General features: G+C 59.3%; 25 protein-coding genes. 11 read left to right on the top strand and 14 right to left on the bottom strand.

What is annotated here, in order from left to right; all coding sequences use genetic code 11:
* Positions 1 to 258: a glutaredoxin 3 gene (gene grxC / locus PM04_RS10015; protein ID WP_038006295.1), complete on the bottom strand. Its 258-nt coding sequence runs from the start codon at positions 256 to 258 to the stop codon at positions 1 to 3.
* An 86-nt stretch (positions 259 to 344) separates the two neighbouring features.
* The gene (locus PM04_RS10010) at positions 345 to 1,061 is read right to left on the bottom strand and encodes a ComF family protein (RefSeq protein ID WP_038006294.1); all 717 of its coding nucleotides are present in this window, start codon (positions 1,059 to 1,061) and stop codon (positions 345 to 347) included.
* Between the two features lie 27 nt (positions 1,062 to 1,088).
* On the opposite strand from PM04_RS10010, the gene PM04_RS10005 reads away from it, so the two are divergent.
* Positions 1,089 to 1,940 (top strand): methyltransferase domain-containing protein, encoded by an 852-nt coding sequence (locus PM04_RS10005; RefSeq protein ID WP_038006635.1) that lies wholly within the window; start codon positions 1,089 to 1,091, stop codon positions 1,938 to 1,940.
* Positions 1,941 to 1,948: 8 nt separating this feature from the next.
* On the top strand, positions 1,949 to 3,028 hold the full coding sequence (hemH, locus tag PM04_RS10000; RefSeq protein WP_052068309.1) for a ferrochelatase: 1,080 nt from the start codon (positions 1,949 to 1,951) through the stop codon (positions 3,026 to 3,028).
* Between the two features lie 28 nt (positions 3,029 to 3,056).
* On the opposite strand, the gene PM04_RS18325 is transcribed toward hemH, so the two are convergent.
* The 4 genes from PM04_RS18325 to PM04_RS09985 all read right to left on the bottom strand — a co-directional run bounded on the left by PM04_RS18325 (position 3,057) and on the right by PM04_RS09985 (position 6,043).
* Positions 3,057 to 3,188 (bottom strand): hypothetical protein, encoded by a 132-nt coding sequence (locus PM04_RS18325; RefSeq protein WP_255347910.1) that lies wholly within the window; start codon positions 3,186 to 3,188, stop codon positions 3,057 to 3,059.
* Positions 3,189 to 3,450: 262 nt separating this feature from the next.
* A complete protein-coding gene (gene mutT, locus PM04_RS09995) occupies positions 3,451 to 3,849 on the bottom strand; it encodes an 8-oxo-dGTP diphosphatase MutT (protein ID WP_038006292.1) in 399 nt (132 codons plus the stop codon).
* 20 nt (positions 3,850 to 3,869) lie between these two features.
* Positions 3,870 to 5,183 carry a bifunctional glutamate N-acetyltransferase/amino-acid acetyltransferase ArgJ gene (gene argJ, locus PM04_RS09990; protein ID WP_081945987.1) on the bottom strand — a complete coding sequence of 438 codons (1,314 nt, stop codon included), beginning with the start codon at positions 5,181 to 5,183 and terminating at the stop codon, positions 3,870 to 3,872.
* 29 nt (positions 5,184 to 5,212) lie between these two features.
* Entirely contained in the window at positions 5,213 to 6,043 is an 831-nt protein-coding gene (locus tag PM04_RS09985) for a peptidylprolyl isomerase (protein WP_038006291.1), read from the bottom strand.
* A 248-nt stretch (positions 6,044 to 6,291) separates the two neighbouring features.
* Here PM04_RS09985 and secA point away from each other — a divergent pair, with 248 nt between their 5' ends.
* On the top strand, positions 6,292 to 8,994 hold the full coding sequence (gene secA, locus PM04_RS09980; protein WP_038006629.1) for a preprotein translocase subunit SecA: 2,703 nt from the start codon (positions 6,292 to 6,294) through the stop codon (positions 8,992 to 8,994).
* Here the strand turns inward: secA and radC are convergent.
* The 3 genes from radC to sfsA are packed head-to-tail and all read right to left on the bottom strand — an operon-like array spanning position 8,991 to position 11,423.
* On the bottom strand, positions 8,991 to 9,779 hold the full coding sequence (gene radC, locus PM04_RS09975) for a DNA repair protein RadC (protein WP_038006290.1): 789 nt from the start codon (positions 9,777 to 9,779) through the stop codon (positions 8,991 to 8,993). The genes secA and radC overlap by 4 nt on opposite strands.
* Before the next feature lie 60 nt (positions 9,780 to 9,839).
* Complete coding sequence (gene map, locus PM04_RS09970; protein WP_038006289.1) at positions 9,840 to 10,652, bottom strand: type I methionyl aminopeptidase; 813 nt, start codon at positions 10,650 to 10,652, stop codon at positions 9,840 to 9,842.
* A gap of 48 nt (positions 10,653 to 10,700) precedes the next feature.
* Positions 10,701 to 11,423, bottom strand: a complete 723-nt coding sequence (gene sfsA / locus PM04_RS09965; protein ID WP_038006288.1) for a DNA/RNA nuclease SfsA — start codon at positions 11,421 to 11,423, stop codon at positions 10,701 to 10,703.
* 48 nt (positions 11,424 to 11,471) lie between these two features.
* Here sfsA and PM04_RS09960 point away from each other — a divergent pair, with 48 nt between their 5' ends.
* The 4 genes from PM04_RS09960 to PM04_RS09945 are packed head-to-tail and all read left to right on the top strand — an operon-like array spanning position 11,472 to position 14,393.
* The gene (locus PM04_RS09960; protein WP_038006286.1) at positions 11,472 to 12,203 is read left to right on the top strand and encodes a molybdopterin-binding protein; all 732 of its coding nucleotides are present in this window, start codon (positions 11,472 to 11,474) and stop codon (positions 12,201 to 12,203) included.
* Positions 12,200 to 12,916 (top strand): N-acetyltransferase, encoded by a 717-nt coding sequence (locus tag PM04_RS09955; protein WP_038006284.1) that lies wholly within the window; start codon positions 12,200 to 12,202, stop codon positions 12,914 to 12,916. The genes PM04_RS09960 and PM04_RS09955 overlap by 4 nt, the downstream gene beginning before the upstream one ends.
* Positions 12,917 to 12,921: 5 nt before the next feature.
* Positions 12,922 to 13,491: a peroxidase-related enzyme gene (locus PM04_RS09950; protein WP_038006281.1), complete on the top strand. Its 570-nt coding sequence runs from the start codon at positions 12,922 to 12,924 to the stop codon at positions 13,489 to 13,491.
* Positions 13,488 to 14,393, top strand: coding sequence for an OmpA family protein (locus PM04_RS09945; protein WP_052077298.1), 906 nt, complete (start codon positions 13,488 to 13,490; stop codon positions 14,391 to 14,393). Before PM04_RS09950 ends, PM04_RS09945 begins: the two co-directional genes overlap by 4 nt.
* A 68-nt stretch (positions 14,394 to 14,461) precedes the next feature.
* On the opposite strand, the gene PM04_RS09940 is transcribed toward PM04_RS09945, so the two are convergent.
* The 4 genes from PM04_RS09940 to ilvD all read right to left on the bottom strand — a co-directional run bounded on the left by PM04_RS09940 (position 14,462) and on the right by ilvD (position 20,295).
* Positions 14,462 to 15,367 (bottom strand): LysR family transcriptional regulator, encoded by a 906-nt coding sequence (locus PM04_RS09940; RefSeq protein ID WP_038006279.1) that lies wholly within the window; start codon positions 15,365 to 15,367, stop codon positions 14,462 to 14,464.
* 148 nt (positions 15,368 to 15,515) lie between these two features.
* The gene (locus PM04_RS09935) at positions 15,516 to 17,531 is read right to left on the bottom strand and encodes an NADPH-dependent 2,4-dienoyl-CoA reductase (protein ID WP_038006277.1); all 2,016 of its coding nucleotides are present in this window, start codon (positions 17,529 to 17,531) and stop codon (positions 15,516 to 15,518) included.
* Between the two features lie 94 nt (positions 17,532 to 17,625).
* Complete coding sequence (locus PM04_RS09930; RefSeq protein ID WP_152593992.1) at positions 17,626 to 18,474, bottom strand: hypothetical protein; 849 nt, start codon at positions 18,472 to 18,474, stop codon at positions 17,626 to 17,628.
* Positions 18,475 to 18,561: 87 nt separating this feature from the next.
* Positions 18,562 to 20,295 (bottom strand): dihydroxy-acid dehydratase, encoded by a 1,734-nt coding sequence (gene ilvD, locus PM04_RS09925; protein ID WP_038006272.1) that lies wholly within the window; start codon positions 20,293 to 20,295, stop codon positions 18,562 to 18,564.
* Positions 20,296 to 20,407: 112 nt separating this feature from the next.
* Between ilvD and PM04_RS09920 the strand changes: the two genes are divergently transcribed.
* The 4 genes from PM04_RS09920 to PM04_RS09905 all read left to right on the top strand — a co-directional run bounded on the left by PM04_RS09920 (position 20,408) and on the right by PM04_RS09905 (position 24,791).
* Positions 20,408 to 21,310 (top strand): CPBP family intramembrane glutamic endopeptidase, encoded by a 903-nt coding sequence (locus PM04_RS09920; protein ID WP_038006270.1) that lies wholly within the window; start codon positions 20,408 to 20,410, stop codon positions 21,308 to 21,310.
* A 151-nt stretch (positions 21,311 to 21,461) separates the two neighbouring features.
* A complete protein-coding gene (locus PM04_RS09915; protein ID WP_038006268.1) occupies positions 21,462 to 22,373 on the top strand; it encodes a fatty acid desaturase in 912 nt (303 codons plus the stop codon).
* A 97-nt stretch (positions 22,374 to 22,470) separates the two neighbouring features.
* Positions 22,471 to 23,412, top strand: a complete 942-nt coding sequence (accD, locus tag PM04_RS09910; protein ID WP_038006266.1) for an acetyl-CoA carboxylase, carboxyltransferase subunit beta — start codon at positions 22,471 to 22,473, stop codon at positions 23,410 to 23,412.
* Between the two features lie 92 nt (positions 23,413 to 23,504).
* Positions 23,505 to 24,791: a folylpolyglutamate synthase/dihydrofolate synthase family protein gene (locus PM04_RS09905; RefSeq protein ID WP_038006625.1), complete on the top strand. Its 1,287-nt coding sequence runs from the start codon at positions 23,505 to 23,507 to the stop codon at positions 24,789 to 24,791.
* 9 nt (positions 24,792 to 24,800) lie between these two features.
* Here the strand turns inward: PM04_RS09905 and zapE are convergent, their stop codons facing one another.
* Positions 24,801 to 25,874: a cell division protein ZapE gene (gene zapE / locus PM04_RS09900; RefSeq protein WP_038006264.1), complete on the bottom strand. Its 1,074-nt coding sequence runs from the start codon at positions 25,872 to 25,874 to the stop codon at positions 24,801 to 24,803.
* Positions 25,875 to 25,880 lie beyond the last annotated feature (6 nt).

Raw genomic sequence — 25,880 nt, 5'->3', positions numbered from 1 at the left:
CTACCCGGCCAGTAGCGCGTCCAGCTTCCCGGCGCGGTCCAAGGCATAAAGATCGTCGCATCCGCCCACATGGATGTCGCCGACGAAAATCTGCGGAACGGTGTGACCACCATGGGCCCGCGACATCATTTCTTGACGTTTTTCAGGGGTGCGCGAGACGTCGAACTCAACAAAATTCACTGACTTGGAGGACAACAGCCGCTTGGCAGCATGGCAAAAACCACATGTGGGGGAGGTATAGATTTCGACGGGTTGCATGTGCACTCCTCTCGCAGGGGCGTTGGGTTACACAGTCCTAAAGCATGGCCGCACCCAAAGGTCCAGCCGGGAGGCCGCAACGGCCATCAGGCCTGAGGTGCCGCGCGCGCCAAAACCAAGATATCAACATGGGCCGCACCGGCTTGCAGTATCGCACGGGCACAGGCACGCAACGTGGCCCCAGAGGTCAGAACATCATCTACCAAAATCACATGACGGCCCAGAACAGCTTGCGGCTGGGCAACGACGATCGCGGCATCCAGCTCCCGCGCGCGGGCATCTGCATTTAAACCACCCAGTGAGCGTGTTCGCTTCGGTCGATGCAGCGCGCCCACCGCTGCCTGAGCACCCGACTGTTTCGCCAAAGCCTGCGCCAAAAGAGCCGATTGGTTATAGCTTCGCTTGGCCAACCGGGTCCAATGCAACGGGACCGGTACAAAGACGCTTTCTGTAGTGATTATGTCTTGGGCAGCACGGTGCATCATGCCCGCCGCACCCGGCGCAATATCGGTCCTGTCGGAGTGCTTGAGCGCCAAGACCAAATGCCGCCCCCGCCCTGAATAGCGCATCACCGCGCGCGCATGTCGCCATGGGGGCGGCGTGGACAAGCACCTGTCGCATTGTACAGCGATATCCGCCTCCAAGCCCGGCAGAGGGGCGGCACAACTGTCGCACAGAACACCCGTCAGAAACTCTGTCTCGCGCCAACATTCCGGGCATAAACCACCCGCCTCTGCCACCCACGCCTCACACAGAAGGCATTGCGGCGGGAAAAGCGCACGGATGACGGTTTGCAAACCCAAAGGTTTCTCCTATCTACGCTGGTTATGATGACCCAAACGCCCCGACTAACCGATGAAACCGCACTGGCCCATGCCCGTGCGCGCGCCGCCCGGCACGGTGATGTCGGCGCGTGGTTTCTGCACCACGACGCCATTGATGAGATCAAAGAAAGACTCATCGACGTTAATAGAACGTTTACAGAGCCTGCGATTGTGACCGGTGCCCCGCAAATTTGGGGCCCAGCCTTTCCTGATGCCCGTATTGTGCCCGACACTGACCTGCTGGATCTGACGCCCGGCGCGCATGATCTGGTCATCCACGCGATGGCCCTGCACTGGGCCAATGACCCCGTCGGGCAGTTGGTGCAGGCGCGCCGGGCCCTCAAACCTGATGGGCTGTTGTTATGCGTAGCCTTTGGCGGGCAAACCTTGCGCGAACTGCGCGCCGCCATGTCTGAGGCCGAAGCCGCCGAAATGGGCGGGCTATCGCCACGTGTCGCACCGATGGGTGATATTCGGGATCTGGGCGCGCTTTTGGGGCGTGCAGGGCTGGCCCTGCCTGTGGCTGATGTGCTCACACGCGCCGTAACCTACCGCGATCTGACCCACCTGATCGGTGACCTGCGCGCCATGGGCGAGACCAACGCGCTGGCCGATCGACACAAAACACCGCCCAAACGTGGCCTTTTCCCACGAGCGGCCCATATTTATAGCCAAGCCTTTCCCGCAGAGGGCGGTCGCATCCAGGCGACCTTTGAGCTGGCCTTTCTAACCGGCTGGGCACCCTCTGCCGATCAACCCAAACCGCTGCGCCCCGGCTCGGCAACCGCCCGCCTTGCTGACGCGCTTGGCACCGTCGAGTATACTGAGACAATCTACCCCCCACCGGAGACGACATGAAAGACGCGATGCATTCCCCAAGCAACACCCTGCCCGACTTCAAGCCCGACGGCTCGCTGACCCATGCCGATGCGGATCACCCAAAGGTGAAGTTTGGCAAAGTCGGTGTGCTGCTGGCCAATCTGGGCACGCCGGATCACTATACATACTGGCCCATGCGCCGCTATCTGGGTGAGTTCCTGAGCGACCGCCGCGTCATCGATTATTCCCCTTGGCTCTGGCAGCCGCTGTTGCAACTCGTGATCTTGACCAAGCGGCCCTTTAGCTCTGGTGCGGCGTACAAATCCATCTGGAACGAGGACAAAGGCGAGAGCCCCTTGGCCACAATCACCAAAGCGCAAACCGCGAAAATGGCGCAGCGTATGGCCGAAAGCTTTGGCGACCGCGTGGTGGTGGATTATTGCATGCGCTACGGCAACCCATCGACCAAATCCAAGGTCGAGCAGATGCTGGCCGCTGGCTGTGATAAGATCTTGTTTTTCCCGCTTTATCCGCAATACGCAGGCGCCACGAGCGCCACGGCAAACGACCAGTTTTTCCGCGCTTTGATGGCCCCCAAGTGGCAACCAGCCGTGCGCACAGTCTCTGCGTATTCGAGCGACCCGCGCTATATCGAAGCCCTCGCGCAATCCGTGGAACGCGCCTACGCCAACATCGAAGACCGACCTGACATCTTGGTCTGCTCATATCACGGCGTGCCAAAACGGTACCTGATGGAGGGTGACCCCTACCACTGCCAGTGCCAGAAAACGACGCGTCTGCTGCGCGAAAGGTTGGGTTGGGACAAAAGCGAGATTATGACGACCTTCCAGTCGAAATTCGGTCCTGAAGAATGGCTGAAGCCCTACACGGTAAAAGAGGTCGCGCGCCTTGCGGAAGAGGACGGCAAGAAGAAGATCGCCGTCATCGCGCCCGCATTCTCAGCCGACTGCATCGAGACACTGGAAGAGATCAACGAGGAGATCAAAGAGAGCTTTGAAGAGGCCGGTGGTGAGCAATTCACCTACATCCCATGCCTGAACGATGACGATGTCCACATGGATGCTCTCGCGGACATCGTACGCGATAACCTTGGTGGCTGGGTCTAAATCCCGATCGGCTGACTACGATACGTGGTCAGCCAGCCCCCACTGGGCGCCCCGTGAATATCCGAGAACCGACCCGGACCTGCATCAGTTTGTTGGGAAGCAGCTTCACGAAGATGCCCTGCACGGATACGGTCGATCCAATCATTATGGTTTTGATCATTGTGCAGGCTCCTCCTCAACCTCACAAACGTTATAGTGCCCACAAGTTAAGCATCTATTAATTTAAGTTCCGACCGCTCGCCTTTTGCGCGTATTTTTGCCGATTTAGACGCATCTGCGCATAGTTCAGAGGCACATATAGTATGCGGGCCGGGCACTATCGCCTTATTTTGAGGCACCCGCTGCAGTATTAGGCATACACATTTACCCAATCCTAAATCGATTCAGGTCAGTTAAATGTCTATGAATTTTGACGCTTAAGCCTAAAGCCAATCCCGCAGGATCGGGATGAGCGGCACATCAGCCGCTGGCATTGGATAATCCTTTAGTGCGTTGGGCCGCACCCATTTCAGCGCCTGACCTTCACGGGATTGAGGCTGCCCCTCCCACTTGCGACAGGCAAACAGAGGCATCAAGAGGTGAAAATCCTCATAAGTATGACTGGCAAACGTTAACGGCGCCAAGCAGGACGACCACGTGTTGATGCCCAGTTCTTCCTCTAGTTCCCGCACCAATGCGGCTTCGGGCGTCTCACCGGGCTCAACCTTGCCCCCTGGAAATTCCCACAGACCCGCCATGCTTTTGCCTTCGGGGCGTTGCCCCAACAAAACCCGCCCGTCGACATCAATCAACGCGACGGCCGAAACCAAAACGACCTTCATACTATTCCCCTAAACCCGGATCAGGACCGGTAGTCTGCATTGATCTCGACGTAGCGATACGTCAGATCACAGGTCCACATTGTATCGCGCGCAGCCCCCACGCCGAGATCGACGGCGACGATGATCTGGTCGTTTTTCATATAGGCGGCGCCCGCTTCCTCGGTGTAATCGGGGCTGACCCAGCCCTTTTCCGCGACCAAGATATCCCCGAACCGGATTGTAAGCGTGTCGCGGTCCGCAACCGCGCCCGACTTGCCCACGGCCATCACGATGCGCCCCCAATTGGGGTCTTCGCCAGCGATAGCGGTCTTCACAAGGGGTGAGTTCGCGATCGCAGAGGCCACTTTGCGGGCATCCGTTTCGCTTGCCGCACCGGTGACTTGGACCTCAACCAGCTTGGTCGCGCCCTCACCGTCGCGCACCACCTGCAAGGCAAGGTCATGCATAACGGCGTGCAAAGCAGACTCAAACGCGGCGGCTTCAGGTGTTGCAAGGTCGTCGATCATCGTATGTTCAGCCACACCAGTTGCAGCGAGCATCAAGCTATCGGAGGTAGAGGTGTCGCTATCAACCGTAATCGCATTGAACGTCCGGTCCGTGAGGCGCACCAACATAGCCTGCAAGGTGGGCTGTGCAATCGCAGCATCGGTGAAGATATAGACCAACATCGTGGCCATATCCGGCGCAATCATGCCTGAGCCTTTGGCGATGCCCACGACCTGCACGGGCGTGCCCGCAATGTCGGCCGTCGCCTTAGCACCTTTGGCAAAAGTATCGGTCGTCATGATTGCAGCGGCGGCTTGGGCCACACCATCCGGATGCAGCGCATCGACCAATTCCGTGACCTTTGCGGTAATCCGATCATGGGGCAAACGCTGCCCAATCACCCCGGTTGAGGCCGTAAAGACCCGGTCCACAGGCAATGCCAAGCCTTGCGCCACAGCGTCACAAATCGCCGCGACTGATGCATCGCCCGCCGCCCCTGTGAACGCATTGGAGTTGCCGGAATTCACGATGATTGCGGCCCCTGCGTCAGGCGCGCTACCGATCTTGGCCTGACAATCCAGCACGTTCGCCGAGCGTGTGGCGGAACGCGTGAACACGCCAGCAACCGCTGTCCCCGGCGCCAATTCCGCCAGCATCACATCCGTGCGACCCGCGTATTTGACACCCGCCGCAGCCGTGGCAAAGCGCACACCGGGCACAACAGGCAATTCCGGAAATACTGCAGGCGCCAAGGGGGAGACCAACGGCCCCTTTGGTGCCTCTAACGCGCGACGAAGGCGTTTAACTTCGGCCTTCAGCGCCTTGATTTTTTGCTTTTTCTTTGACATCTCAGGACGCTCAACCGTTTTCATGGGCCTTAGTCGGCGATCAGATCGCTATTGCGGACAAGGGCGGGATCAATTTCCACTTCGGCGCGCACGACCGTCGACGCAGCCAGCGCGCCCTCAACGGCGGCCGTTACACGCGCTTCCCTTACAGACTCGGCCAGAGCATCCCGAACCTCATCAAAGGTCGGGCCTCCAACTTCCCGCTGGTCGTTCAATATCAGAACATGCCAGCCGAACTGGGTCTCAACAGGCGCGGACACCTCGCCTACCTCAAGTGCCAACACCGCGGCTTCAAAGGGGGGCACCATCTGGCCCAAACCAAACCAGCCCAAGTTGCCGCCGTTGGGCCCCGACGGACCAGTCGAGAAGGTTTTCGCCAGTTCCACGAAATCCGCACCCTCAGCCAATTGGCTCACCAACGAGGCAGCCTCCGCTTCGGTTCCGACCAGAATATGAGAGGCGTTGAACTCTGGCGTGGGCTCCGCGTTACCGAATTGCGCTTCATATTGGGCACGCAGGTCGGGCTCGCTCACTTCGCCGCTGCCGGCCCGGTCCACCACGAAATTCGCGATAAGCGCGGTTTCCTGCGCCTCTAGCGACAGACGCAACGCCCGGCTCATATCGTCGCGCACGCCCGATGCCAGTGCCTCCTGACGGATCAATTGCTCCAACAACCCGTTATAAAGCTGCGCATCGGGCAACTGCTGAAACTGGGCAGGCAGATTATCGGCAACCGCAATAATATGGCCAAGGGTGATGTCCTTGCCGTTCACCGTCACAAGAACTGTGTCGGCATCCTGCGCCACGGCGGGCATAGTAAGACAGGCGATCATGGCGGCAGAGGCGAGAAGATGTTTCATGAAGATCCTTTGAGGTTTGGAACCGCGCGGTGCGCCGGTGATAGTGTCAATCCTGCGCACATGTCGGGTTCGTCACGTTGACAGCCCATAGACAGCCGCTTATGTGCCGATAGACGAAGTCAGTCCGCCCTTATCAACAGCGCTCATGTCATTGATACTGGTCACGCGCGACAGGGACAAGCGGACTGTCACCAAACTTTTCGCACGCATGCGATTGCGTGCAACTTACGATTGGGGATGCGACGCTGATGTTGGGGATGGGAACTATTGCCAAAAAGGTTTTTGGCACGCCGAACGATCGCAAAGTAAAAGCAACCCGCAAGATTGTCGCTCAAATCAATGCGCTGGAGCCTGAATTTCAGGCCCTGTCAGACGAAGAAATCATCGCACGCACACGCACATTGCAAGAGCGGGCCCAGAACGGCGAAAGCCTGGATGCGCTACTGCCCGAAGCTTTTGCCAACTGCCGTGAAGGTGCGCGACGCGCGCTTGGCCTGCGCGCCTTTGACGTGCAGTTATTGGGCGGGATTTTCCTGCACGAAGGCAACATCGCCGAAATGAAAACCGGTGAGGGCAAGACCCTCATGTCCACTCTGCCCGCATACCTCAATGCGCTTGCGGGCAAGGGCGTCCACGTCGTGACCGTTAACGATTATCTCGCGAAACGTGACGCCGAATGGATGGGCAAGGTGTTCGCGCAATTGGGCATGACCACCGGCGTCGTTTACCCTCAGCAGCCCGAGGCCGAAAAGCAAGCGGCCTACGCGGCGGACATCACATACGCGACCAACAACGAGTTGGGTTTTGACTACCTGCGCGACAACATGCGCGCCAATAAATCCGACATGGCGCAGCGCGGGCATTTCTTTGCCATCGTGGATGAAGTCGACTCGATCCTGATCGATGAGGCGCGGACACCGCTGGTGATCTCGGGTCCCTCTGAGGATCGTTCTGACCTGTACATCAAGGTAAACGAACTGATCCCGCAGGTCCGCGAAGAGCATTACACGCTCGACGAAAAGACCCGGAACGTGACCTTTACTGACGAAGGCAACGAGTTCCTTGAGGAGATCCTTCACGAAGCTGGTCTGCTGGATGCGGAGCAGTCCCTGTACGATCCCGAAAGCGTCACACTGGTGCATCACGTCAATCAGGGTCTGCGCGCACACAAGCTGTTCTTGAAAGACACACAATATATCGTGCGCAACAATGAGGTCGTTTTGATCGACGAGTTCACGGGCCGCATGATGGCCGGGCGACGTTTGGGCGACGGTCTACACCAAGCGATTGAGGCAAAAGAAGGCTGCCAAATTCAGCCCGAAAACGTGACACTCGCCTCGGTGACGTTCCAGAACTATTTCCGCCTGTACAACACGCTGTCCGGCATGACCGGGACAGCGGCGACCGAGGCCGAAGAATTTGCATCCATCTACGGATTGGGCGTGGTCGAAGTGCCCACCAACAAGCCCATCGCGCGTGTGGACGAGCACGATCAAATCTATCGCACCGCACAAGAAAAATTCGGCGCCGTGGTAATTTCGATCAAGGAAGCGAACGCCAAGGGCCAGCCCGTTCTGGTCGGCACCACTTCGATCGAAAAATCAGAAATGCTGAGCCAGTTGCTGACGAAAGAGGGCATCGCGCACAACGTTTTGAACGCCCGCCAACACGAGCAAGAAGCCCAAATCGTAGCGGACGCGGGCAAACTGGGTCAGGTCACTATTGCCACCAACATGGCGGGCCGTGGCACCGACATCCAACTGGGTGGCAACGTTGAAATGCGCGTTTTGCAAGCCATGGCTGACACCCCCGACGCCGATCCTGCGGAAACCCGTGCCCGGATCGAAGCCGAGGTCGCTGAGGAAAAACAAAAGGTTCTGGATGCGGGCGGGCTATTTGTGCTTGCCACGGAGCGCCATGAAAGCCGCCGGATTGATAACCAGCTGCGCGGCCGTTCGGGCCGTCAGGGTGACCCCGGTCGGTCCAGCTTTTTCCTCTCGCTTGATGATGACCTGATGCGGATTTTCGGCTCGGAGAGGCTGGAAAAAGTGCTTTCGACGCTTGGGATGAAAGAGGGTGAGGCCATCGTGCACCCTTGGGTCAACAAGTCGCTTGAAAAGGCACAAGCCAAGGTCGAAGGCCGCAACTTTGATATCCGCAAACAGTTGTTGAAGTTCGACGATGTGATGAATGACCAGCGTAAAGCGGTGTTTGAGCAGCGTCTTGAGATCATGGAAGCCGAGGATATCTCGGAGGTGGCGCGCGACATGCGTCATGAGGTGATCGACGACCTGATTGACCTTCATATGCCCCCTCGCAGCTACTCGGAGCAGTGGGATACCGAGGCTCTGAACGCTGATATCACGGCACATCTGAACATCGACATGCCGGTCAAAGACTGGGCCGAAGAAGACGGCGTGGACCAAGATGTCATGCGTGAGCGGATCGTAAAAGCGGCCGACGAATACATGGCTGCGAAGGCGGCTCAGTTTGGCCCCGATGCGATGCGCACCATCGAAAAGCAGGTGCTTTTGCAGACGATTGATAGCAAATGGCGTGAGCATCTTTTGATGCTGGAACAATTGCGCTCAGTCGTGGGCTTCCGCGGGTATGCGCAGCGGGACCCTTTGAATGAGTACAAAACCGAAGGCTTCCAGCTCTTTGCCTCGATGCTTGATAGTCTGCGCGCCGAGGTGACGAAGATTTTGTCGACCATCCGCCCCCGCACGGAAGAAGAGCAAAAAGCCCTGATCGCGCAACTTATGGCGCAGCAAGCCGCTCAACAGGCTGCCGCATCAGGAAGCGCCCCGGCAGAAGCGGCTGATGGAGCCGAAGCTGCGGCACCAGACTTTAACGAGAACGATCAAAGCACTTGGGGAAATCCAAGCCGCAACGACAAATGCCCCTGTGGGTCAGGCAAAAAGTTCAAGCACTGCCACGGAAGCTACTAAAGCAGGCCTTGGCTGCGAAAGCTTAGCTCCGTCGCTTTGCCGATGATCAAATGGTCATGCAGAACGATACCTAAAACCTGCGCTGCGTCGCGGATCGCATAGGTCATCTCGATATCGGCCTCCGAGGGTGACGGATCACCCGATGGGTGATTGTGCACGAGGATCAATGCAGAGGCGTTAAGCTCAAGCGCGCGTTTCACGACCTCTCGCGGGTAAACGGGCACATGATCCACGGTGCCCTTTCCCTGTTCCTCGTCTGCGATCAGGACATTTTTCCGGTCCAGATACAGAACGCGGAATTGCTCAATCTGCTGATGCGCCATCGCGGTCTGAAGGTAACCTAGCAAGCTATCCCACGACGATAGGATCGGCTTTTGGATCACTTGCGCCCGCGCCATGCGGTGGGCCACAGCCTCCATGATCTTGAGTTGTTCGATCACGGCCTGCCCTGCACCGTTCACGTCCTTGATCCGCGCAGGCGAGGCCGCCATTACCCGGTTCAGGTCACCAAAGGTCTTGAGTAGCCGCTTTGCCAATGGCTTGGTATCACCCCGCGGAAGCGCGCGAAACAATATCAACTCCAATAGCTCATAGTCAGGCATGGCAGCTGCCCCGCCCTCCATAAAGCGATGTCTTAGCCGGGAGCGGTGGTCACGCCTGTGATCTCGTTCGCTGGGGGGGGGTGGGGTAGAACGAGACCCATTAGGGATAGGTGGTGTGCAGTCCACGAGGAACCCCGGCAAAGGCGCCTCTTTGAAAGCGTTGGAAGGTTGGTCAGCTGCCATGAACAGAGCATGGGGCTAAACTGGTAAATAAACCGTTACGAACGCAGCGGTTTTTACGCCCTACAGCTCATAAGTGGGATGGAACCGGCCCGAAGGCGACAGAGTGAAAATCTCACATCCCGTAGCCGTCACCCCGATAGAATGCTCGAACTGCGCCGACAGTGACTTGTCACGGGTCACAGCAGTCCAATCATCGGCCAAAACCTTGGTCTCTGGACGGCCCAAATTAACCATCGGCTCAATCGTAAAGAACATGCCTTCTTCCAACACAGGGCCAGACCCTTCGCGACCATAGTGCAGCACGTTAGGGGGTGCGTGAAACACCCGCCCCAACCCGTGACCACAAAAATCGCGGACAACGGACATGCGGTGCGCTTCGACATAGGCTTGGATCGCGTGGCCGATATCACCAAAGGTATTGCCGGGCTTGACCGCCTCAATGCCCTTAAACAGCGCATCGTGAGTGACCTGGATTAGCCGTTCCGCTTTACGCGGTAGCTTACCTGCGACGTACATCCGGCTGGTATCACCAAACCAACCATCGACAATGACCGTGACATCGATATTCAAAATATCGCCGTCTTTCAGTGTCTTGGCGCTTGGGATGCCATGACAGACCACATGGTTGATCGAAATGCACGAGGCGTGTTTGTAGCCCTTGTACCCGATGGTGGCGGATGTCGCACCAGCGGCATTCACCTGATCCTCGATCGCTTTATCAAGCGCCTCAGTGGTCACGCCGGGCACAACCAGAGGGGCGATATTATCAAGAATTTGGGCGGCCAATTTGCCTGCCGCGTGCATGCCAGCGAAATCCGCGTCCTCATGGATACGGATGCCATCTTTGGTCAATCTGCCCCGGTAGTCATCCACGGGTATGCTCCTTCAATTTCATCTTTTCACTACGCCTTTTGGGACGATTTATCCAGTGGCGTGGTCGTGTAATTCGACGGGCAAAGCGTCGCTGAGCCAAATCCCTTCGGCTGAGATTTGGGTGCCGTAGCACAACATCTCCACCCCTGCATCACGCGCGGCATCGAACGCCGCTGCATACGCTGGATCAAGGTCCGCCGCCATACGCAAGCGTCGGCAATCGGTTCGTTGCACAAGGTATAGCATAACCGCGCGGTGCCCCGTAGCCGCCATATCCGACAATTCGCGCAAGTGTTTTGCGCCTCGGGCAGTCACGGAATCAGGGAACTCAGCCCAATTCCCGTCCCGGCACAGAGTCACGTTTTTCACCTCAACATAGGCATCAGGCAAAGCGCCCCCTGACAGCAAAAAATCCACGCGGCTTTTCGTGCCATAAGGCACCTCTGCGCGGATCTGGCTGTAGCCAGCCAACTCAGCCACCTGCCCGCTGTGCAATGCCTCTCCCACCACACGGTTCGGCAAAGAGGTGTCGATGCACACCATCTGACCCTCTGGCAATTCGCTCAGCCGCCAGCCGTATTTTAGCTTTTTCTTGGGATCATCATTCGGCTCCACCCAAATCGGAGTACCTGCGTCCTTGAGTCCCATCATCGAGCCCGGATTAGGACAATGGGCGCGCGTCTCGGTTCCGTCCGCCAACTGGATATCGGACAAAAAGCGATTGTAACGGCGCAGCAGCGTGGCGCGGATCAAAGGCGTGGCAAACTCCATGGCCTCGCCCTATACCCTTGTTTAACAGACAACAAGGGAGGCCCGAGCATGGCCCAATCCGCAGCAAACCCCACGGCCGCAATGCTGGTGATCGGCGATGAAATCCTATCCGGGCGCACGCGCGACGCTAATATGCACCACCTTGCAGGGCAGCTGACCGCCCATGGCATCGACCTGACAGAGGTTCGGGTTGTGTCGGATGATCAACCCGCCATCGTTCGCGCGCTGAACGCGCTGCGCGCCGATTATGCCCATGTGTTCACCTCTGGCGGGATCGGGCCGACCCATGACGACATCACCGCTGACGCCATCGGTGCAGCCTTTGGGGTACATGTCGACGTCCGTGATGATGCCCGCGCCCTCTTGCAGGCCCACTATGACCGCCAAGGATCTGAGCTGAATGCCGCGCGCCTGCGCATGGCACGCATCCCCGATGGAGCCACCCTGATCGACAATCCGGTCTCGGTCGCACCCGGATTTACCCTCGAAAACGTGCATGTCATGGCTGGGGTGCCCAGCGTGTTCCAAGCAATGGTGCAAAGCGTTCTGCCCACACTGACCGGTGGCCAGCCGCTTGTGTCGCGCACCCTGCGGATGATGCGCGGCGAGGGCGACCTTGCGGGTCCCTTGGGTGAGGTCGCGGCCCAATACCCGGATATCTCCTTTGGCTCTTATCCGTTCCAGAAGGATGGCGTTTATGGTGCCAACCTTGTGCTGCGCGGCCCGGATGAGGCGGCCCTAGACGCGGCGATGGCCGCACTCGAAGCGGCCCTTGCATGACAAAAGCCAACTACTTTGACGTCATCGACGCGACATGGCCCGCCGAACGCTATGTGACCGAGGGGCCATGGCGCCTGCGCCAGACGGTGGGCGCGGGCAGCCGGGTGTCATCGATCTCAGCGATTGAACCGTGGGAGGACGCGGATATTGATCGCGCCGTTGCCGCCGCACGTGCGGTCCAACAGCGTCCGCTCTTCATGGTCAAACCCGGTGAGGACCGCCTTGATGAGGCCCTCGCCGCGCGTGGCTATGTCGTTGAGGACCCATCGGTTATTTACGCCCTGCCCATCGCCCCACTGATCACCGAACCGCTGCCCTACGCCAAGGCATTTGCCATGTGGCCCCGCCTCGCGATTATGGACGACCTGTGGGATGCAGGCGGCATCAGCCCCGCCCGCCGCGCCGTGATGGAGCGAGCGGCTTGCCCCAAAACCACGGTTCTTGGCCGTGCGGGTGACCGCGCGGCAGGTGTCGCCTATGTCGGGCTGCACGGAACAACCGCAATGATGCACGCAGTAGAGGTGGCCTCCGCCCACCGGCGGCAAGGCGTATCCGCATGGATGCTGCGCGCCGCGTGCCATTGGACCGCAGCCAATGGCGGGGATGAGATTTCGATGGTCACAACCCGCGCAAACACCCCCGCCAACGCTGCCTATACTTCCCAAGGCGCCCAGCTTGTGGGACACTATCATTATAGACGCGCCCCAGAGTGAGACCGATGACAACACCCGATCTGCCCACCGCCCTTGACCTGCCGCAGGCCGACCTGCCCGCTGAGACACAACGCTACTTCGACATCTGCGTCGAAAAGCTGGGCTTCGTACCCAACGTTCTGCGCGCCTATGCCTTTGATGTCGAAAAACTAAACGCCTTCACCGCTCTTTATAACGACCTGATGCTCGCGCCATCCGGGCTATCCAAGCTTGAGCGTGAGATGATCGCCGTCGTCGTCTCAGCTGAGAACAAATGCTTTTATTGCCTCGTGGCCCACGGGGCAGCGGTGCGCCAGCTGTCCGGCCAGCCAGAACTGGGCGAGGCCTTGGTCATGAACTACCGCGTGGCCGATATCACCCCGCGCCAACGCGCAATGCTGGATTTCGCAGTCAAGATGACACGCGCCTCTGCCACCATAGAAGAGCCTGACCGCGCAGCCCTGCGCGACGCGGGCCTCAGCGACCGGGACATCTGGGATCTTGCGGGCGTGGCAGGCTTTTTCAACATGTCGAACCGGGTGGCATCGGCCACAGCCATGACGCCAAACGCCGATTATCACGGACAAGCCCGGTGAGAACCGCCGGGCCTTTGGCCACCGCCCTCCTAATGGGTGGGCCCGCGCTCGCGCTGGACTTGGCCGTGCCCGGCGACATCAGTTTTCGCGAAACATCGCCGCTGGCGGTGCACTATCTGGCTGTCGGCCCGGTCGAACAAGGCGCAGTCCCCGTCACCCCACGCGAAGGGCCCCACACTCGATTGATCTGGGGCGTGGACACCTACGACAGCAGCACGGCACTTCTGACCCAGTTTCGGGAACAGATCCAAAGCGATGGGTTTGAGGTAGAGTTTTCCTGCGCCACCCAGTCCTGCGGTGGTTATGATTTCCGCTTCGGGATTGAGGTTGAACCTGCCCCCACCATGTTCGTCGACCTCAGCGATTTTCACTACCTGACGGCCATAAATACCACGGATGATGCGGTGCTGAGCCTGTTGGTCAGCCGCGCAGGCACCGGCTATATGGTGCAAATGGATGTGATCGGCGGTGCGAAGGCAGCCCCTGACCTAACCGTTACCAAATCCACACGGATCGACGCATCAGGCATCGGCGCGGCCCTGCGTGCAGACGGTGTTGCGATCTTGGATGATGTCGTGTTCGACACCGGATCCGCCAGCTTGGCTGCAATAAAATTTACCTCGCTTGAGGCGCTGGCCCAGCATCTGGCCGCCGCACCGGGCGACGCCGTCGCATTGGTGGGCCACACGGACGCCGAGGGCGATTTGGAACCAAACGTTCTGCTCTCTGAAGCCCGAGCCGAGGCCGTACGCAGGTACCTGATCACAGAACTGGGCGTATCAGAGGATCAAGTCGCAGCGCGTGGGATTGGGTTTTTAGCCCCCCGAGCAAGCAACCTCACCAGTGAAGGCCGCGCCCAGAACCGCCGGGTTGAGGTCATCCTGACGGAAACCGCCGAATAGGCTGAGCAAAGGAAAACGGGTTGGAACGGCGCCCAACCCGTTGAAACTGCTCATTCGTGCGTCATCACTTACCACTCATCCGGACCACGGTCCTTGAACTGCTCGACAAGAAAATCAATGAACGCGCGCACTTTGGGCTGCGTGTAGCGGCCCGGCGGATAGACCGCGTAAATGCCCTGCGTCTCTACCGGTAGGTCCTTGATCGCGGGCTCCAACAGGCCTTCACGCAGCGCATCTGAGTAGAGAAAACTGGGCAAGAACGCGATGCCCAAGCCATTGATAGCCGCATTCAACAGGGATTGCCCGTCATTCACCGTTAACCAACCTGCCGATCGCACCTGACGTTTTTCACCCGAGGGCGCCGTCAGCTTCCACACATTGCCGCTGGCCTGGTTTGAGTAGTGCAGCAGCTTGTGCTCATTCAGATCGTCGATTTTTTCCGGGCGACCGTATTCCTCAAAATACTTCGGCGAGGCGATCATCATTTTGTGCGTATCAGCCAGCTTTCGTGCCCTGAGCGAGCTGTCCTCCAACTCACCAATTCTAACCGCCAAGTCGAACCCTTCAGAGATTAACTCAACATAGCGGTTGTTTAGGACCATATTAACCGTGATGTCAGGAAACTCATGCAGGAAGCCCCCTAACGCAGGCGACAAATGGTTAACGCCAAAGTCCGTGGCAGCGGACACCCGCAACAACCCCGAAGGCGCGGATTGCATGGCCGTGACAAGTGCGTCAGCCTCTCCTGCATCGTTCAAAACACGACGGGCGCGGTCGTAATAGGCGAGGCCGATTTCAGTCGGGCTCACCCTTCGCGTTGTTCGGTTCAACAATCGTGCACCCAAACGCGTTTCCAGTGACGAGACATGCTTTGAGACAGCGGATTTTGAAATCCCCATCTTCTTGGCCGCATCTGTGAAACCTCCCTGATCGACGACTGTCGCGAAGGCCTCCATTTCCGTTAAACGATCCATTTGTCACCTCAGACACACGAGTTGCAGTAACCCAGTTATCCCCGCCAATTGGGGCGAAGCTGTGCCGCTGCGAAGCCATTAACAGGGTTCTTTAAGGGATGCTTAATGGCGTCTAGAGGATCATTGTTGCCATATAATGGTTAACAACTCATAGCGTAGCGGCCAGTCGAGTGCCCTGATCAATGGCTCGTTTTGCGTCCAACTCGGCGGCCACATCAGCCCCCCCGATCACGTGGCACGTAACGCCCCTTGCGGTCAAAGCATCGGCCAAAGACCGTTCAGGCACCTGCCCCGCACACAGCACAACAGTATCAGCCTCAATGAGCCGCAGATCGTCGCCAACGCGGACATGGACACCCTCTGCGTCAATCCGTTCGTAGCTCACACCGGCCAGCATCTTGACCTGTTTCATCTTGAGGCTTGCACGGTGGATCCAACCCGTCGTCTTGCCCAAACGCTTCCCTATTTTCTCACTTTTTCGCTGCAATAGCGTGACTTGCCGGGCGGGCGCTTCGGGTTGCGGACCTTCGGGGGCAACACCACCGCGGTGAAGCGACGGGTCGGTCACGCCCCATTCCTTTTGCCAAAGTGCAGGCACCTCGGTCGGGCTATCGCCTGCATGTGTCAGATACTCCGCAACGTCGAAGCCAATGCCACCTGCACCGATGACGGCAACCCGTTCACCAACCTGCGCCCCACCAGCCAGAACGTCGATATAGGTCACAACGTTAGGGCCGTCCTGACCCAAGATCTCTGGGTCCCGCGGGGTGACACCTGTCGCGATAATCACATCATCAAACTGGGTTAACGCCTCAACACTTGCGGCAGAATTAAGGCGCAGATCGAGACTTAATCTCTCGGCCATTGTCTCAAACCAAGCGACCAAGCCGTGGAATTCTTCCTTGCCCGGAATGACTCGGGCCATGTTCAATTGTCCGCCAATACGGTCTGATTTTTCAAAAACCGTCACGCTGTGGCCACGTTGCGCCGCAGTCATGGCCGCCGCCATACCTGCCGCCCCTGCCCCAACGACCGCGACCCGCCGCGGCACAGAAGCCGGCACGATCGTGATCTCCGTTTCATGGCACGCGCGCGGATTAACCAAGCACGAAGACATCTTGCCACTAAACGTGTGGTCCAAGCATGCTTGGTTGCACGCGATACATGGCGCAATCTGATCGGCCTGTCCTGCCATAGCTTTTGCGACGAAATCCGCATCCGCAAGGAACGGCCGCGCCATCGATACCATGTCCGCGCAACCATCCGCCAACACGCCCTCGGCCACTTCGGGGGAGTTAATTCGGTTCGAGGTAATGATCGGAATAGACACCTCACCCATTAACTTTTGCGTCACCCAAGTAAACGCACGGCGCGGGACTGAGGTGGCAATTGTGGGCACGCGAGCCTCATGCCAGCCGATCCCGGTGTTAATAATAGTAGCGTATTTCTCAACCTCGCGGGCGAGCTGCACGACCTCTTCCCAGGTGGAGCCATTTGGGATCAGGTCGATCATGCTAAGCCTGTAGATCACAATAAAATCGTCACCCACCGCCGCGCGCACACGGCGCAGAACTTCTAGGGGTAGACGCATGCGGTTCTCATAGCTCCCGCCCCAACGGTCCGTGCGCCGATTGGTATGCGTCACAAGAAACTGGTTCAGGAAATAGCCCTCAGACCCCATCACCTCGACCCCGTCGTAGCCAGCTTCGCGCGCACGCTCCGCTGCGGTCGCAATGTCGGAAATCTGTTTCTCAATCCCCACTTCGTCCAGTTCTTTCGGGGCAAACGGGGAAATGGGCGATTTCACCGGCGATGGCCCCACACAATCCGGGCTATAGGCATAGCGCCCCGCGTGCAGAATTTGCATCGCGATCTTGCCGCCCTCGGCATGGACAGCGTCCGTCACAATCCGGTGGTTCGCAATATCCTCGGGCGTGAACAGCCCCGCCGCGCCAGGAAACACACCGCCCTCGCGGTTCGGGGCCATGCCGCCTGTCACGATCAATGCGGCCTGCCCACGCACGCGCTCTGCATAGAATTGCGCGACACGCGGCCAATCCTTGGTTTCTTCCAAACCCGTGTGCATGGACCCCATCAGCACGCGATTTTTCAGCGTGGTAAAGCCCAAGTCCAACGGTGCCAGCATATGCGGATAGGCGGTCATGTGTGTTTTTCTCCCCCGGTTTGCGCCAGACTGTCAGAGGCCGACAAAGCCGTCACCCCGAACGCAGCGTCATGGAAAAGTTAGAGCAGACAGATCACCCGAACAGACGTCGCAAAAACCCAATCGGTGGAAAGACTGGTTGCGTGGCTTTGGGGGTCGCAGGCGCGCTAGGCCGCGCCACGGGGCGGTTCCCGGGCGGTGCAACCTGAACAGCCGGCACGACAGCGGACCTGCCATCCGGGCGCGGCAGCGGGCGCAACTGCCCACCCAATGCAACCGGCACTGGCGCAGCGGCCACGCGCACCTCAGTCCCCCGCCCCACACTTTGGGTACGGATACGGTTCGCGAAGCGTGTCAATACGTTGAGGCTCCGCTCAGGGCTTAGTGCGCTGCCTTTGAAATCCAGCACCGAGGCTGAGACAACGCGCCCATTCACCCCAAAAATCGCACGCCAATGGGTTTCGTCGATATTATCGACCGGCGCGGGGCTGGTATCGCGCGCATGGACGTAAAACACGGACCCGCGCGCGAAACTCTCGATCACCTCGACGGTGCGCGGATCCCCCGCTCGGCTCAGCGCCGCACGCCCCGCATCACCTTCAAAAAAGATCGGCAAGGCGGGATCATTGCTGTCAAACGTGAAATTCGGGGCTAACGTCGCCACCGTAGCTGTCAGCACGGCCTCAATCCCGGGTTGCGGGGCACGCCCATCGCCCGAGATCGCCGCGCAATTGCCCATCATCACAAAGGGCACGTTGCCGACGGTCCGCGTGCTTTTTGGATCAACGCAAAACCCGCGCGGCCCGGCAACAACAACCGAGCCATCAGCCACAGTCACCTGCATCTGAACAGGAATACCCCGGCTAACAGCCAAGAAATCCGCGCAGCCGGAAACCATGAAACACACAGCTGCGCAAAGCGCAGTTTTAACATACCTACTCATGCCTTGCCCCAGCACTGTCACGGATTTTACCGCTTGTCTGCGGTCACCATGACCAGTGCGGGGCGGCGATTCAAGGTTCTTGACCCGTTAGAGGTCCATATAGATGTGCTCTTCCTCAGCGGCACCGGGATGCGTGACCGCACCCTTTCTGGCACCACCCACGAGCTTTGCGTATTTGTACAAAGCGCCCGAGGCGTAGATCGTTTTGCGCGGGCCAGTCCACGCAGCCTTACGGGCCGCGAGTTCTTCGTCCGTCAGATCGACCGACAACTCACCCGTAATGGCGTTGATCGTGATCATGTCGCCGTCTTTCAACAGCCCGATCGGCCCGCAGTGCGCAGCCTCGGGGCCGACGTGACCCACGCAGAACCCGCGTGTCGCGCCCGAAAAACGACCATCGGTGATCAATGCGATCTCTTTGCCCACGCCTTGCCCGGACAGAGCCGCCGTCGTGGCCAGCATTTCGCGCATACCGGGCCCCCCTGCGGGGCCTTCGTTACGGATGACAAACACTTCGCCCATTTCGTACTGGCGCGCTTTGACGGCGGCAAACGCGTCTTCTTCGCATTCGAACACGTGTGCAGGGCCGGTAAACACTTGGTCCTCGGGGGCGATGCCCGCGACCTTTACGATGGCACCTTCAGGGGCAAGGTTGCCTTGCAGGCCAACAACACCACCGGACGCTGTCAGTGGCTTTTCAACCGGATAGATTACGCGGCCATCGGCCTCACGGGTGATCTTGTCCAGTTCCTCACCCATCGAGAAACCGGTCGCGGTCATGCAGTCTTCGTGCATCAGGCCCGCTTTGCGCAGTTCCTTCAGAACGACGGGCACACCGCCAGCCTCGTACAGGTCTTTGGCGACATATTGGCCACCTGGCTTCAGGTCGACAAAATACGGCGTGTCGCGGAAGATATCGCAGACATCCATCAGGTCAAAGTCGATACCAGCTTCGTGGGCAATCGCGGGCAAGTGCAGACCAGCGTTGGTTGAGCCACCAGTACAGGCCACAACACGCGCCGCATTTTCCAGCGATTTACGGGTCACGACGTCACGCGCGCGGATGTTTTTCTCAATCAGGTTCATCACGGCAATGCCGGACGCAACGCCGTATTCATCGCGGCTTTCATAGGGGGCTGGCGCACCCGATGAGTTCATGAGCGCCAGGCCAATCGCCTCGGACACGCAAGCCATCGTGTTGGCAGTGAACTGGCCACCACAAGCACCCGCCGAAGGACACGCCACACGTTCCAAAACTTCCAACTCAGCGTCGCTGAGGTTGCCCGCTTGGTGTTTGCCAACGGCCTCAAAGACGTCCTGAACGGTGACGTCCTTGCCCTCAAGCCGACCCGGAAGGATCGAACCGCCATAGATGAACACCGACGGCGTGTTCAAACGCACCATCGCCATCATCATGCCCGGCAGGGATTTATCGCACCCAGCAAGACCCACAATCGCGTCATAGCAGTGGCCGCGCATCGTCAACTCAACCGTGTCAGCAATCGCATCGCGCGACGCGAGCGAAGACCGCATGCCCTCGTGGCCCATCGCAATTCCGTCGGTCACGGTGATTGTGGTGAACTCACGCGGCGTGCCTTCGGCGCGCTTGACCCCGACCTTAACGGCCTGCGCCTGACGGTTTAGCGCGATGTTGCAAGGCGCGGCTTCGTTCCAGCAGGTGGCGACACCAACCCACGGCTGGTGGATTTCTTTTTCATCCAAACCCATGGCGTAAAAATACGACCGGTGTGGCGCGCGCTGCGGGCCTTCGGTCACGTGACGGCTGGGAAGGTTGGTTTTATCCACCGGACGGTTGGTCATCGGGTCTCTCCTCACATACTCTTGGGCGAAGCAATACCCGCCAAGGTTCGGACAAACAAGCGCGATTGCCGCACCGGCTTTGATCACCTATCTGACACCCATGACCCACGTTATGCATCAAAATAGCCCTCATGCCCGCTTTGTAGCCCCCGCCCAAAGCCAGCCGCACATTTGGCGGTTGCTGGTGGGGATCATGCTGATCATTGCGGTCTATTTTGGCGGTATCCTCGCCCTACTCGGCGTGATCTGGGCAAGTGCCGGGTTTGACGCGATGGTCATGTGGTCGGCGCGGTTGACGGCGGGCAACACGCCCGGCGCCGTTCTATTGGTCTTGGCGACGTTCAGCGGCATGGCAATTGGCCCGATGATCGCGGCCAAAGTCCTGCACAAACGCCCCGCTACGACCGTGTTCGGACCAATGCGCGGTGTGCTGCGCGGCTTTGTCCTTGGGGCGAGCGTTGTTGGCGGGATCATCGGATTGTCGGTCCTGTTGATTGATCCGGGCTATGCGCCGGTGCCAAACGTAGACGCCTCTGTTTGGTTGGCGTTCTTACCGCTCGCGCTGTTGGGACTGCTCATTCAAACCGGCGCGGAAGAGGTCTTGTTTCGCGGCTATTTGCAACAACAACTGGCCGCACGGTTCAAATCGCCGCTGATCTGGGCCGTGCTGCCCAGCGCAATCTTTGGCCTGCTGCATTTCAACGCAAGCGCCGACGCCAGCATTGCGTGGCTGACCGTGGCCGCGACCGGGTTGTTCGGGCTGTTGGCCGCGGACCTGACCCGAGTGACGGGCAACATTGGCGTGGCTTGGGGGTTTCACTTTGCCAACAACGCCTTCGCCTTGCTGATCGTGGCGCTGGACGGCCCACTATCGGGCCTTGCCCTATACACAACACCGTTTACGGCCGCAGACACCGCAACGCTGCTGCCGCTGATTGCGCGGGATATGGCGGTCACACTGTCGCTCTGGGCGGTGTTGCGGGTCGTGATTAGAGTCACAACCGCGCGCACCTAATTCCGGCGCTGCGCAACTTTTGGTTGCGCAATGACCAAATCCACGCATAACTCGCTCAGTCGCACAAACCTGCACAGCCGCGCCCAAAGCCGTTGCGCGCAACAGGCCCTCGCGACCCCCACATACCCGCTGGACGAGGATAGGTAGCACCATGGCAATGCGCGACGAGGCCCCCACTCTGGCCCTTTTGATACTTGTGTACGCCACCTTTGTCGGCCTCACACTGGCCGCCGCGTCCCTTCCAATGTGGGTGATCATTCCGGCTTTGGCCGCAACCATTGGGCTACATTCGTCGCTTCAGCATGAGGTCCTGCACGGCCACCCATTCCGCAACCAAACGCTCAGCGACGCGACCGTCTTTCCGGCGCTGGGGCTGTTCATCCCCTATCTGCGGTTCAAGGATACGCACCTTGCCCATCACTACGACCCCAACCTGACGGACCCCTACGACGATCCCGAGACCAACTACCTCGACATTATTCATTGGAACGCCCTGCCCGCATGGCGCCAAAAGCTAGCGGTGTTTAACAATACCCTTATTGGGCGGATGTTGGTTGGTCCGATCCTAGGACTTGCAGCGTTTTACGCAGGCGATCTGCGCGCTATGCTGCGCGGCAATCGGCGGGTTTGGGCCTCCTACGGGTTACACATGATCGGCGCGGGCGTCCCGCTGGCGTGGGTGATCTGGGCCACACCACTGCCGATCTGGGCCTATCTGTTGGCTGCTTATGGCGCGATGTCCCTGCTCAAAATCCGCACCTATCTTGAGCATCAAGCCCATGAGCGCGCTGCCGGACGCTCTGTCATTATCGAAGATCGCGGCCCCCTCGCGCTGTTGTTCCTAAACAACAATTACCACGCCGTACACCACGCCCACCCGGGCGTGCCGTGGCACCAACTGCCCGCAGTATTCAACAGCCGCCGAGAGCGTTTCTTGGCCCGCAACGGGGGCTACACCTATCGCTCGTATCGCGATGTGTTCGCCAAATACCTGCTCACGACCAAGGACCCCGTGGCCCACCCGATGTGGACACACTCGAACCGAAAACACCCTCACACCTAGGCCTGTCGCGCCAATGCGCACACGCAACAGGCGACAGTGAATTGCAAACCTCGCTCACACTGGTTATCTGACCAAGAACTGAGCGCGAAGGGCCACCATGAACTGGATTTCCAACTACGTCCGCCCCAAGATCAACTCCCTGTTCTCCCGCCGGGAGATCCCGGAGAATTTGTGGACCAAATGTGACGAATGCGGAACGATGCTGTTCCACCGCGAGCTGAGCGATAGCCAGAACGTTTGTTCGAACTGCAACAACCACATGCATATCTCGCCGCGCGACCGGTTTGCGGCGCTGTTTGACGGGGGCATTTTCACAGAGCTAGAAGTCCCTGCCCCTGCGCATGACCCGCTACAGTTCCGCGATCAAAAGAAGTACCCTGATCGCTTGAAAGCCGCACAGAAAGCCACGCTTGAGAGTGAGGCAATGCTGATTGCCGAGGGTGAGATTTATCGCACCCCCATCGTGGCCGCGGCACAGGACTTTGGCTTTATGGCCGGATCGATGGGCATGTACGTTGGCAACGCGATTATCGCCGCCGCCGAACGCGCAGTCGCTACACGCAAGCCGCTTGTGCTGTTTTCGGCCGCAGGCGGCGCACGGATGCAAGAGGGCATTCTGAGCCTGATGCAGATGCCGCGCACAACCGTGGCCATCCAAATGCTCAAAGAAGCAAACCTGCCCTACATCGTCGTGCTGACCCACCCCACCACAGGGGGCGTGACCGCGTCCTACGCGATGTTGGGCGACGTCCAAATCGCAGAACCCGGCGCGCTGATCTGCTTTGCCGGTCCACGCGTGATCGAACAAACCATCCGCGAAACTCTGCCAGAAGGGTTCCAGCGGGCCGAGTACCTGCTGGAGCACGGGATGCTCGATCGGGTGACGCACCGCCAACACCTCAAGGAGGAATTGGCGACGATCATTCGGATGCTCACGGGGCTGCCCGCGCTGGTCAAAGGCGACCTGCCCAAACCCGATGAGACGCCCGCGCCCAGTGTCGCGGCAGACGCACCCTCGGACCCTGCCCCCAAAAGCTAAACCCCGCGCAGCGATCGGCGCGGGCCATGGCCGCGCGGTGCCTGATCGCTGCCGCGCGTTGCCATACCCTCTCGCCCAAAGGCCTGCACATCATGCCCGAAATGACCTCTGACGCATTGTTGGCGCGTATGATGACGCTCCACCCTAAAATCATCGACCTAACGCTGGACCGCGTTTGGGACCTGTTGGAAAAAGTCGGCAACCCGCAAAATTCGCTACCCCCCGTGATCCATATCGCGGGCACCAACGGCAAGGGTTCGACGCAGGCCATGTTCCGCGCCGGGATTGAGGGGGCTGGCATGACCGCGCACGCCTATACCTCGCCCCACTTGGCGCGGTTCCATGAACGTATCCGACTGGCAGGTGAGTTGATCACCGAAGACGCCCTGACCCAAGTCCTCGATACGTGCTACGATGCCCAGAACGGCACCCCAATCACGTACTTTGAGATCACGACGGTTGCCGCCCTCGTGGCCTTTGCCCGCACCCCCGCTGATTACACATTACTAGAGGTCGGGCTTGGCGGGCGATTGGACGCGACCAATGTCATCGACACCCCCGCGCTGACGGTCATCACACCTGTGTCGATGGACCACGAAGGCTTTCTCGGTGACACACTCGCCAAGATCGCCGCGGAAAAAGCGGGCATTATCAAGCGCGGCGTGCCTTGCATCGTCGGCCCCCAAGAGGATGACGCCCTCGAAGTGATTGAGGCGCGCGCCGCCGCCTTGGGTGCTCCATGCCTGATCTATGGCCAGCATTGGCACGTTTGGGAAGAACGCGGACGGCTGATTTTCCAAGACGAACACGGGCTTTTGGACCTGCCGCTTCCGGCACTGATCGGTGCGCATCAGGTGCAAAACGCGGGCATCGTGATTGCGGGCCTACGCCATCTGGCGCGCAGCGGGGCCGCCAAGTTCGACGATAACGCGATGGAGGCGGCCGTACGCGACGCCACTTGGCCCGCCCGGATGCAGCGCCTGCACACTGGCCCACTGGTGGAACTGGCGGGCGCGGCTGAGGTTTGGCTCGACGGCGGGCATAACCCCGCAGCGGGCCACGCACTGGCAGAGGCGCTCACACGGCTTCCAGCCAAACCGCTGCACCTGATCTGCGGGATGCTCAACACCAAGGATGCCGCGGGCTACATGACGCCGCTTCAGGCGGAACACCTACATGCGATTGCCGTCCCGGATGAAACCGCGACGCTGACGCCAGAGCAAACGGTCGAGGCCGCAACCCGCGCAGGATTAACAGCAACCACGGCCACAGACGCCGCCAGCGCGATCCGTAAGATCATCGCCCACACGCCCGATGCCCGCATCTTGATCTGCGGCTCGCTTTATCTGGCGGGCTATATCCTGCGCGAAAACGGGTAGCTGCCGGGGCTACTGGCCCCAATCCGCGGCCTGCATTTCTCGCAGGCGGCTCGCGGTGCGTTCAAATTCAAACGTCCCCGCGCCCTCGGCATAGAGCATCTCGGGCTGGGCCGCAGCCGAGATAATCAGCTTGGTCCCTGCTTCATACAGCGCGTCGATGAGGGTGACGAACCGCTTGGCCTCATTGAACCGGGTGCTATCCAGCTGTGGCACGTTCGTCAGGATCAACACGCGCACGGCCTCAGCTAGGGCAAGGTAATCACCAGCACCCAAGGGCCGACCGCATAGCTCCATGAAATCGGCCTTAGCGACACCGCCCCAAAACGCAGGGACCTCAACCTCACGGCCCGTAACATGCAGGGTCAGCCCTTCGGATTGGCCACCCGTCAGATCATCCCAAATGGATTGCACTTGGGCTCGCGTCTCGGCCCCAAGGGGTGCGAAATACACCGGCGAACCTGCCAGCCGATTTTGCCGATAATCCTTGGAGGAAATCAGTTCATGTACGATCAACCGCGCCTCTAGCTGACGGATGAACGGCACAAACAGGCTGCGGTTCAGCCCGTCTTTGTACAGATCATTCGGCACCCGGTTTGAGGTCGTCACAATAAACACGCCGCGCGCAAACAGTTGTTCAAACAAGCGCCCCACGATCATCGCATCCGTGATGTCCGTGATCTGCATCTCATCTAAACACAGCACCCGTGCTTGCGCCGCGATGCCTTCGGCCACGGGGAGTATCGCATCCTCCACCCCGTTCTTGCGGGCGGCGGTCATTGCGCGATGAACCTCTTGCATAAAGGCATGGAAATGGACGCGCCGCGCCGGCACATCCAGCGCCTCATAGAACAGATCCATCAACATGGATTTGCCCCGCCCAACACCGCCCCACATATAGAGACCAAGCGGCCCTTCACTGGGCTTTTTCTTGGCGAAGATACCAAACAGCGCCTTTTTCTCAGGCTTCGCGATCCGCAGACGCAGATCCTCTAGGGCCGCAACTGCCAGCCGCTGCGCAGGGTCTGGGCGCAGGCTGCCTTCGGCAATTTTGGCATCATATATGGCGGTCAATGGATCAGACATATGGAC

The sequence above is a fragment of the Thalassobacter sp. 16PALIMAR09 genome (assembly GCF_000765485.1).
In the GTDB taxonomy this organism is placed as follows: Bacteria; Pseudomonadota; Alphaproteobacteria; order Rhodobacterales; family Rhodobacteraceae; genus Thalassobacter; species Thalassobacter stenotrophicus.
Note: the sequence above shows the minus strand (reverse complement) of the source record. Positions and strands in the feature narration are given on the sequence as shown.

Excerpts from the sequence above, each read along its gene's own strand:
- zapE (WP_038006264.1), bottom strand. The coding sequence starts at position 25,874 with ATGTCTGATCCATTGACCGCCATATATGATGCCAAAATTGCCGAAGGC.
- hemH (WP_052068309.1), top strand. The coding sequence starts at position 1,949 with ATGCATTCCCCAAGCAACACCCTGCCCGACTTCAAGCCCGACGGCTCG.
- PM04_RS10005 (WP_038006635.1), top strand. The coding sequence starts at position 1,089 with ATGACCCAAACGCCCCGACTAACCGATGAAACCGCACTGGCCCATGCC.
- PM04_RS09905 (WP_038006625.1), top strand. The coding sequence starts at position 23,505 with ATGCCCGAAATGACCTCTGACGCATTGTTGGCGCGTATGATGACGCTC.
- secA (WP_038006629.1), top strand. The coding sequence starts at position 6,292 with ATGTTGGGGATGGGAACTATTGCCAAAAAGGTTTTTGGCACGCCGAAC.
- accD (WP_038006266.1), top strand. The coding sequence starts at position 22,471 with ATGAACTGGATTTCCAACTACGTCCGCCCCAAGATCAACTCCCTGTTC.
- sfsA (WP_038006288.1), bottom strand. The coding sequence starts at position 11,423 with ATGGAGTTTGCCACGCCTTTGATCCGCGCCACGCTGCTGCGCCGTTAC.
- PM04_RS09920 (WP_038006270.1), top strand. The coding sequence starts at position 20,408 with ATGCATCAAAATAGCCCTCATGCCCGCTTTGTAGCCCCCGCCCAAAGC.
- PM04_RS09950 (WP_038006281.1), top strand. The coding sequence starts at position 12,922 with ATGACAACACCCGATCTGCCCACCGCCCTTGACCTGCCGCAGGCCGAC.
- PM04_RS18325 (WP_255347910.1), bottom strand. The coding sequence starts at position 3,188 with ATGATCAAAACCATAATGATTGGATCGACCGTATCCGTGCAGGGCATC.
- argJ (WP_081945987.1), bottom strand. The coding sequence starts at position 5,183 with ATGTCAAAGAAAAAGCAAAAAATCAAGGCGCTGAAGGCCGAAGTTAAA.
- ilvD (WP_038006272.1), bottom strand. The coding sequence starts at position 20,295 with ATGACCAACCGTCCGGTGGATAAAACCAACCTTCCCAGCCGTCACGTG.
- mutT (WP_038006292.1), bottom strand. The coding sequence starts at position 3,849 with ATGAAGGTCGTTTTGGTTTCGGCCGTCGCGTTGATTGATGTCGACGGG.
- PM04_RS09935 (WP_038006277.1), bottom strand. The coding sequence starts at position 17,531 with ATGACCGCCTATCCGCATATGCTGGCACCGTTGGACTTGGGCTTTACC.
- PM04_RS09930 (WP_152593992.1), bottom strand. The coding sequence starts at position 18,474 with ATGAGTAGGTATGTTAAAACTGCGCTTTGCGCAGCTGTGTGTTTCATG.
- PM04_RS09915 (WP_038006268.1), top strand. The coding sequence starts at position 21,462 with ATGGCAATGCGCGACGAGGCCCCCACTCTGGCCCTTTTGATACTTGTG.
- PM04_RS09960 (WP_038006286.1), top strand. The coding sequence starts at position 11,472 with ATGGCCCAATCCGCAGCAAACCCCACGGCCGCAATGCTGGTGATCGGC.
- PM04_RS09955 (WP_038006284.1), top strand. The coding sequence starts at position 12,200 with ATGACAAAAGCCAACTACTTTGACGTCATCGACGCGACATGGCCCGCC.
- PM04_RS09940 (WP_038006279.1), bottom strand. The coding sequence starts at position 15,367 with ATGGATCGTTTAACGGAAATGGAGGCCTTCGCGACAGTCGTCGATCAG.
- radC (WP_038006290.1), bottom strand. The coding sequence starts at position 9,779 with ATGGCAGCTGACCAACCTTCCAACGCTTTCAAAGAGGCGCCTTTGCCG.
- grxC (WP_038006295.1), bottom strand. The coding sequence starts at position 258 with ATGCAACCCGTCGAAATCTATACCTCCCCCACATGTGGTTTTTGCCAT.
- PM04_RS09985 (WP_038006291.1), bottom strand. The coding sequence starts at position 6,043 with ATGAAACATCTTCTCGCCTCTGCCGCCATGATCGCCTGTCTTACTATG.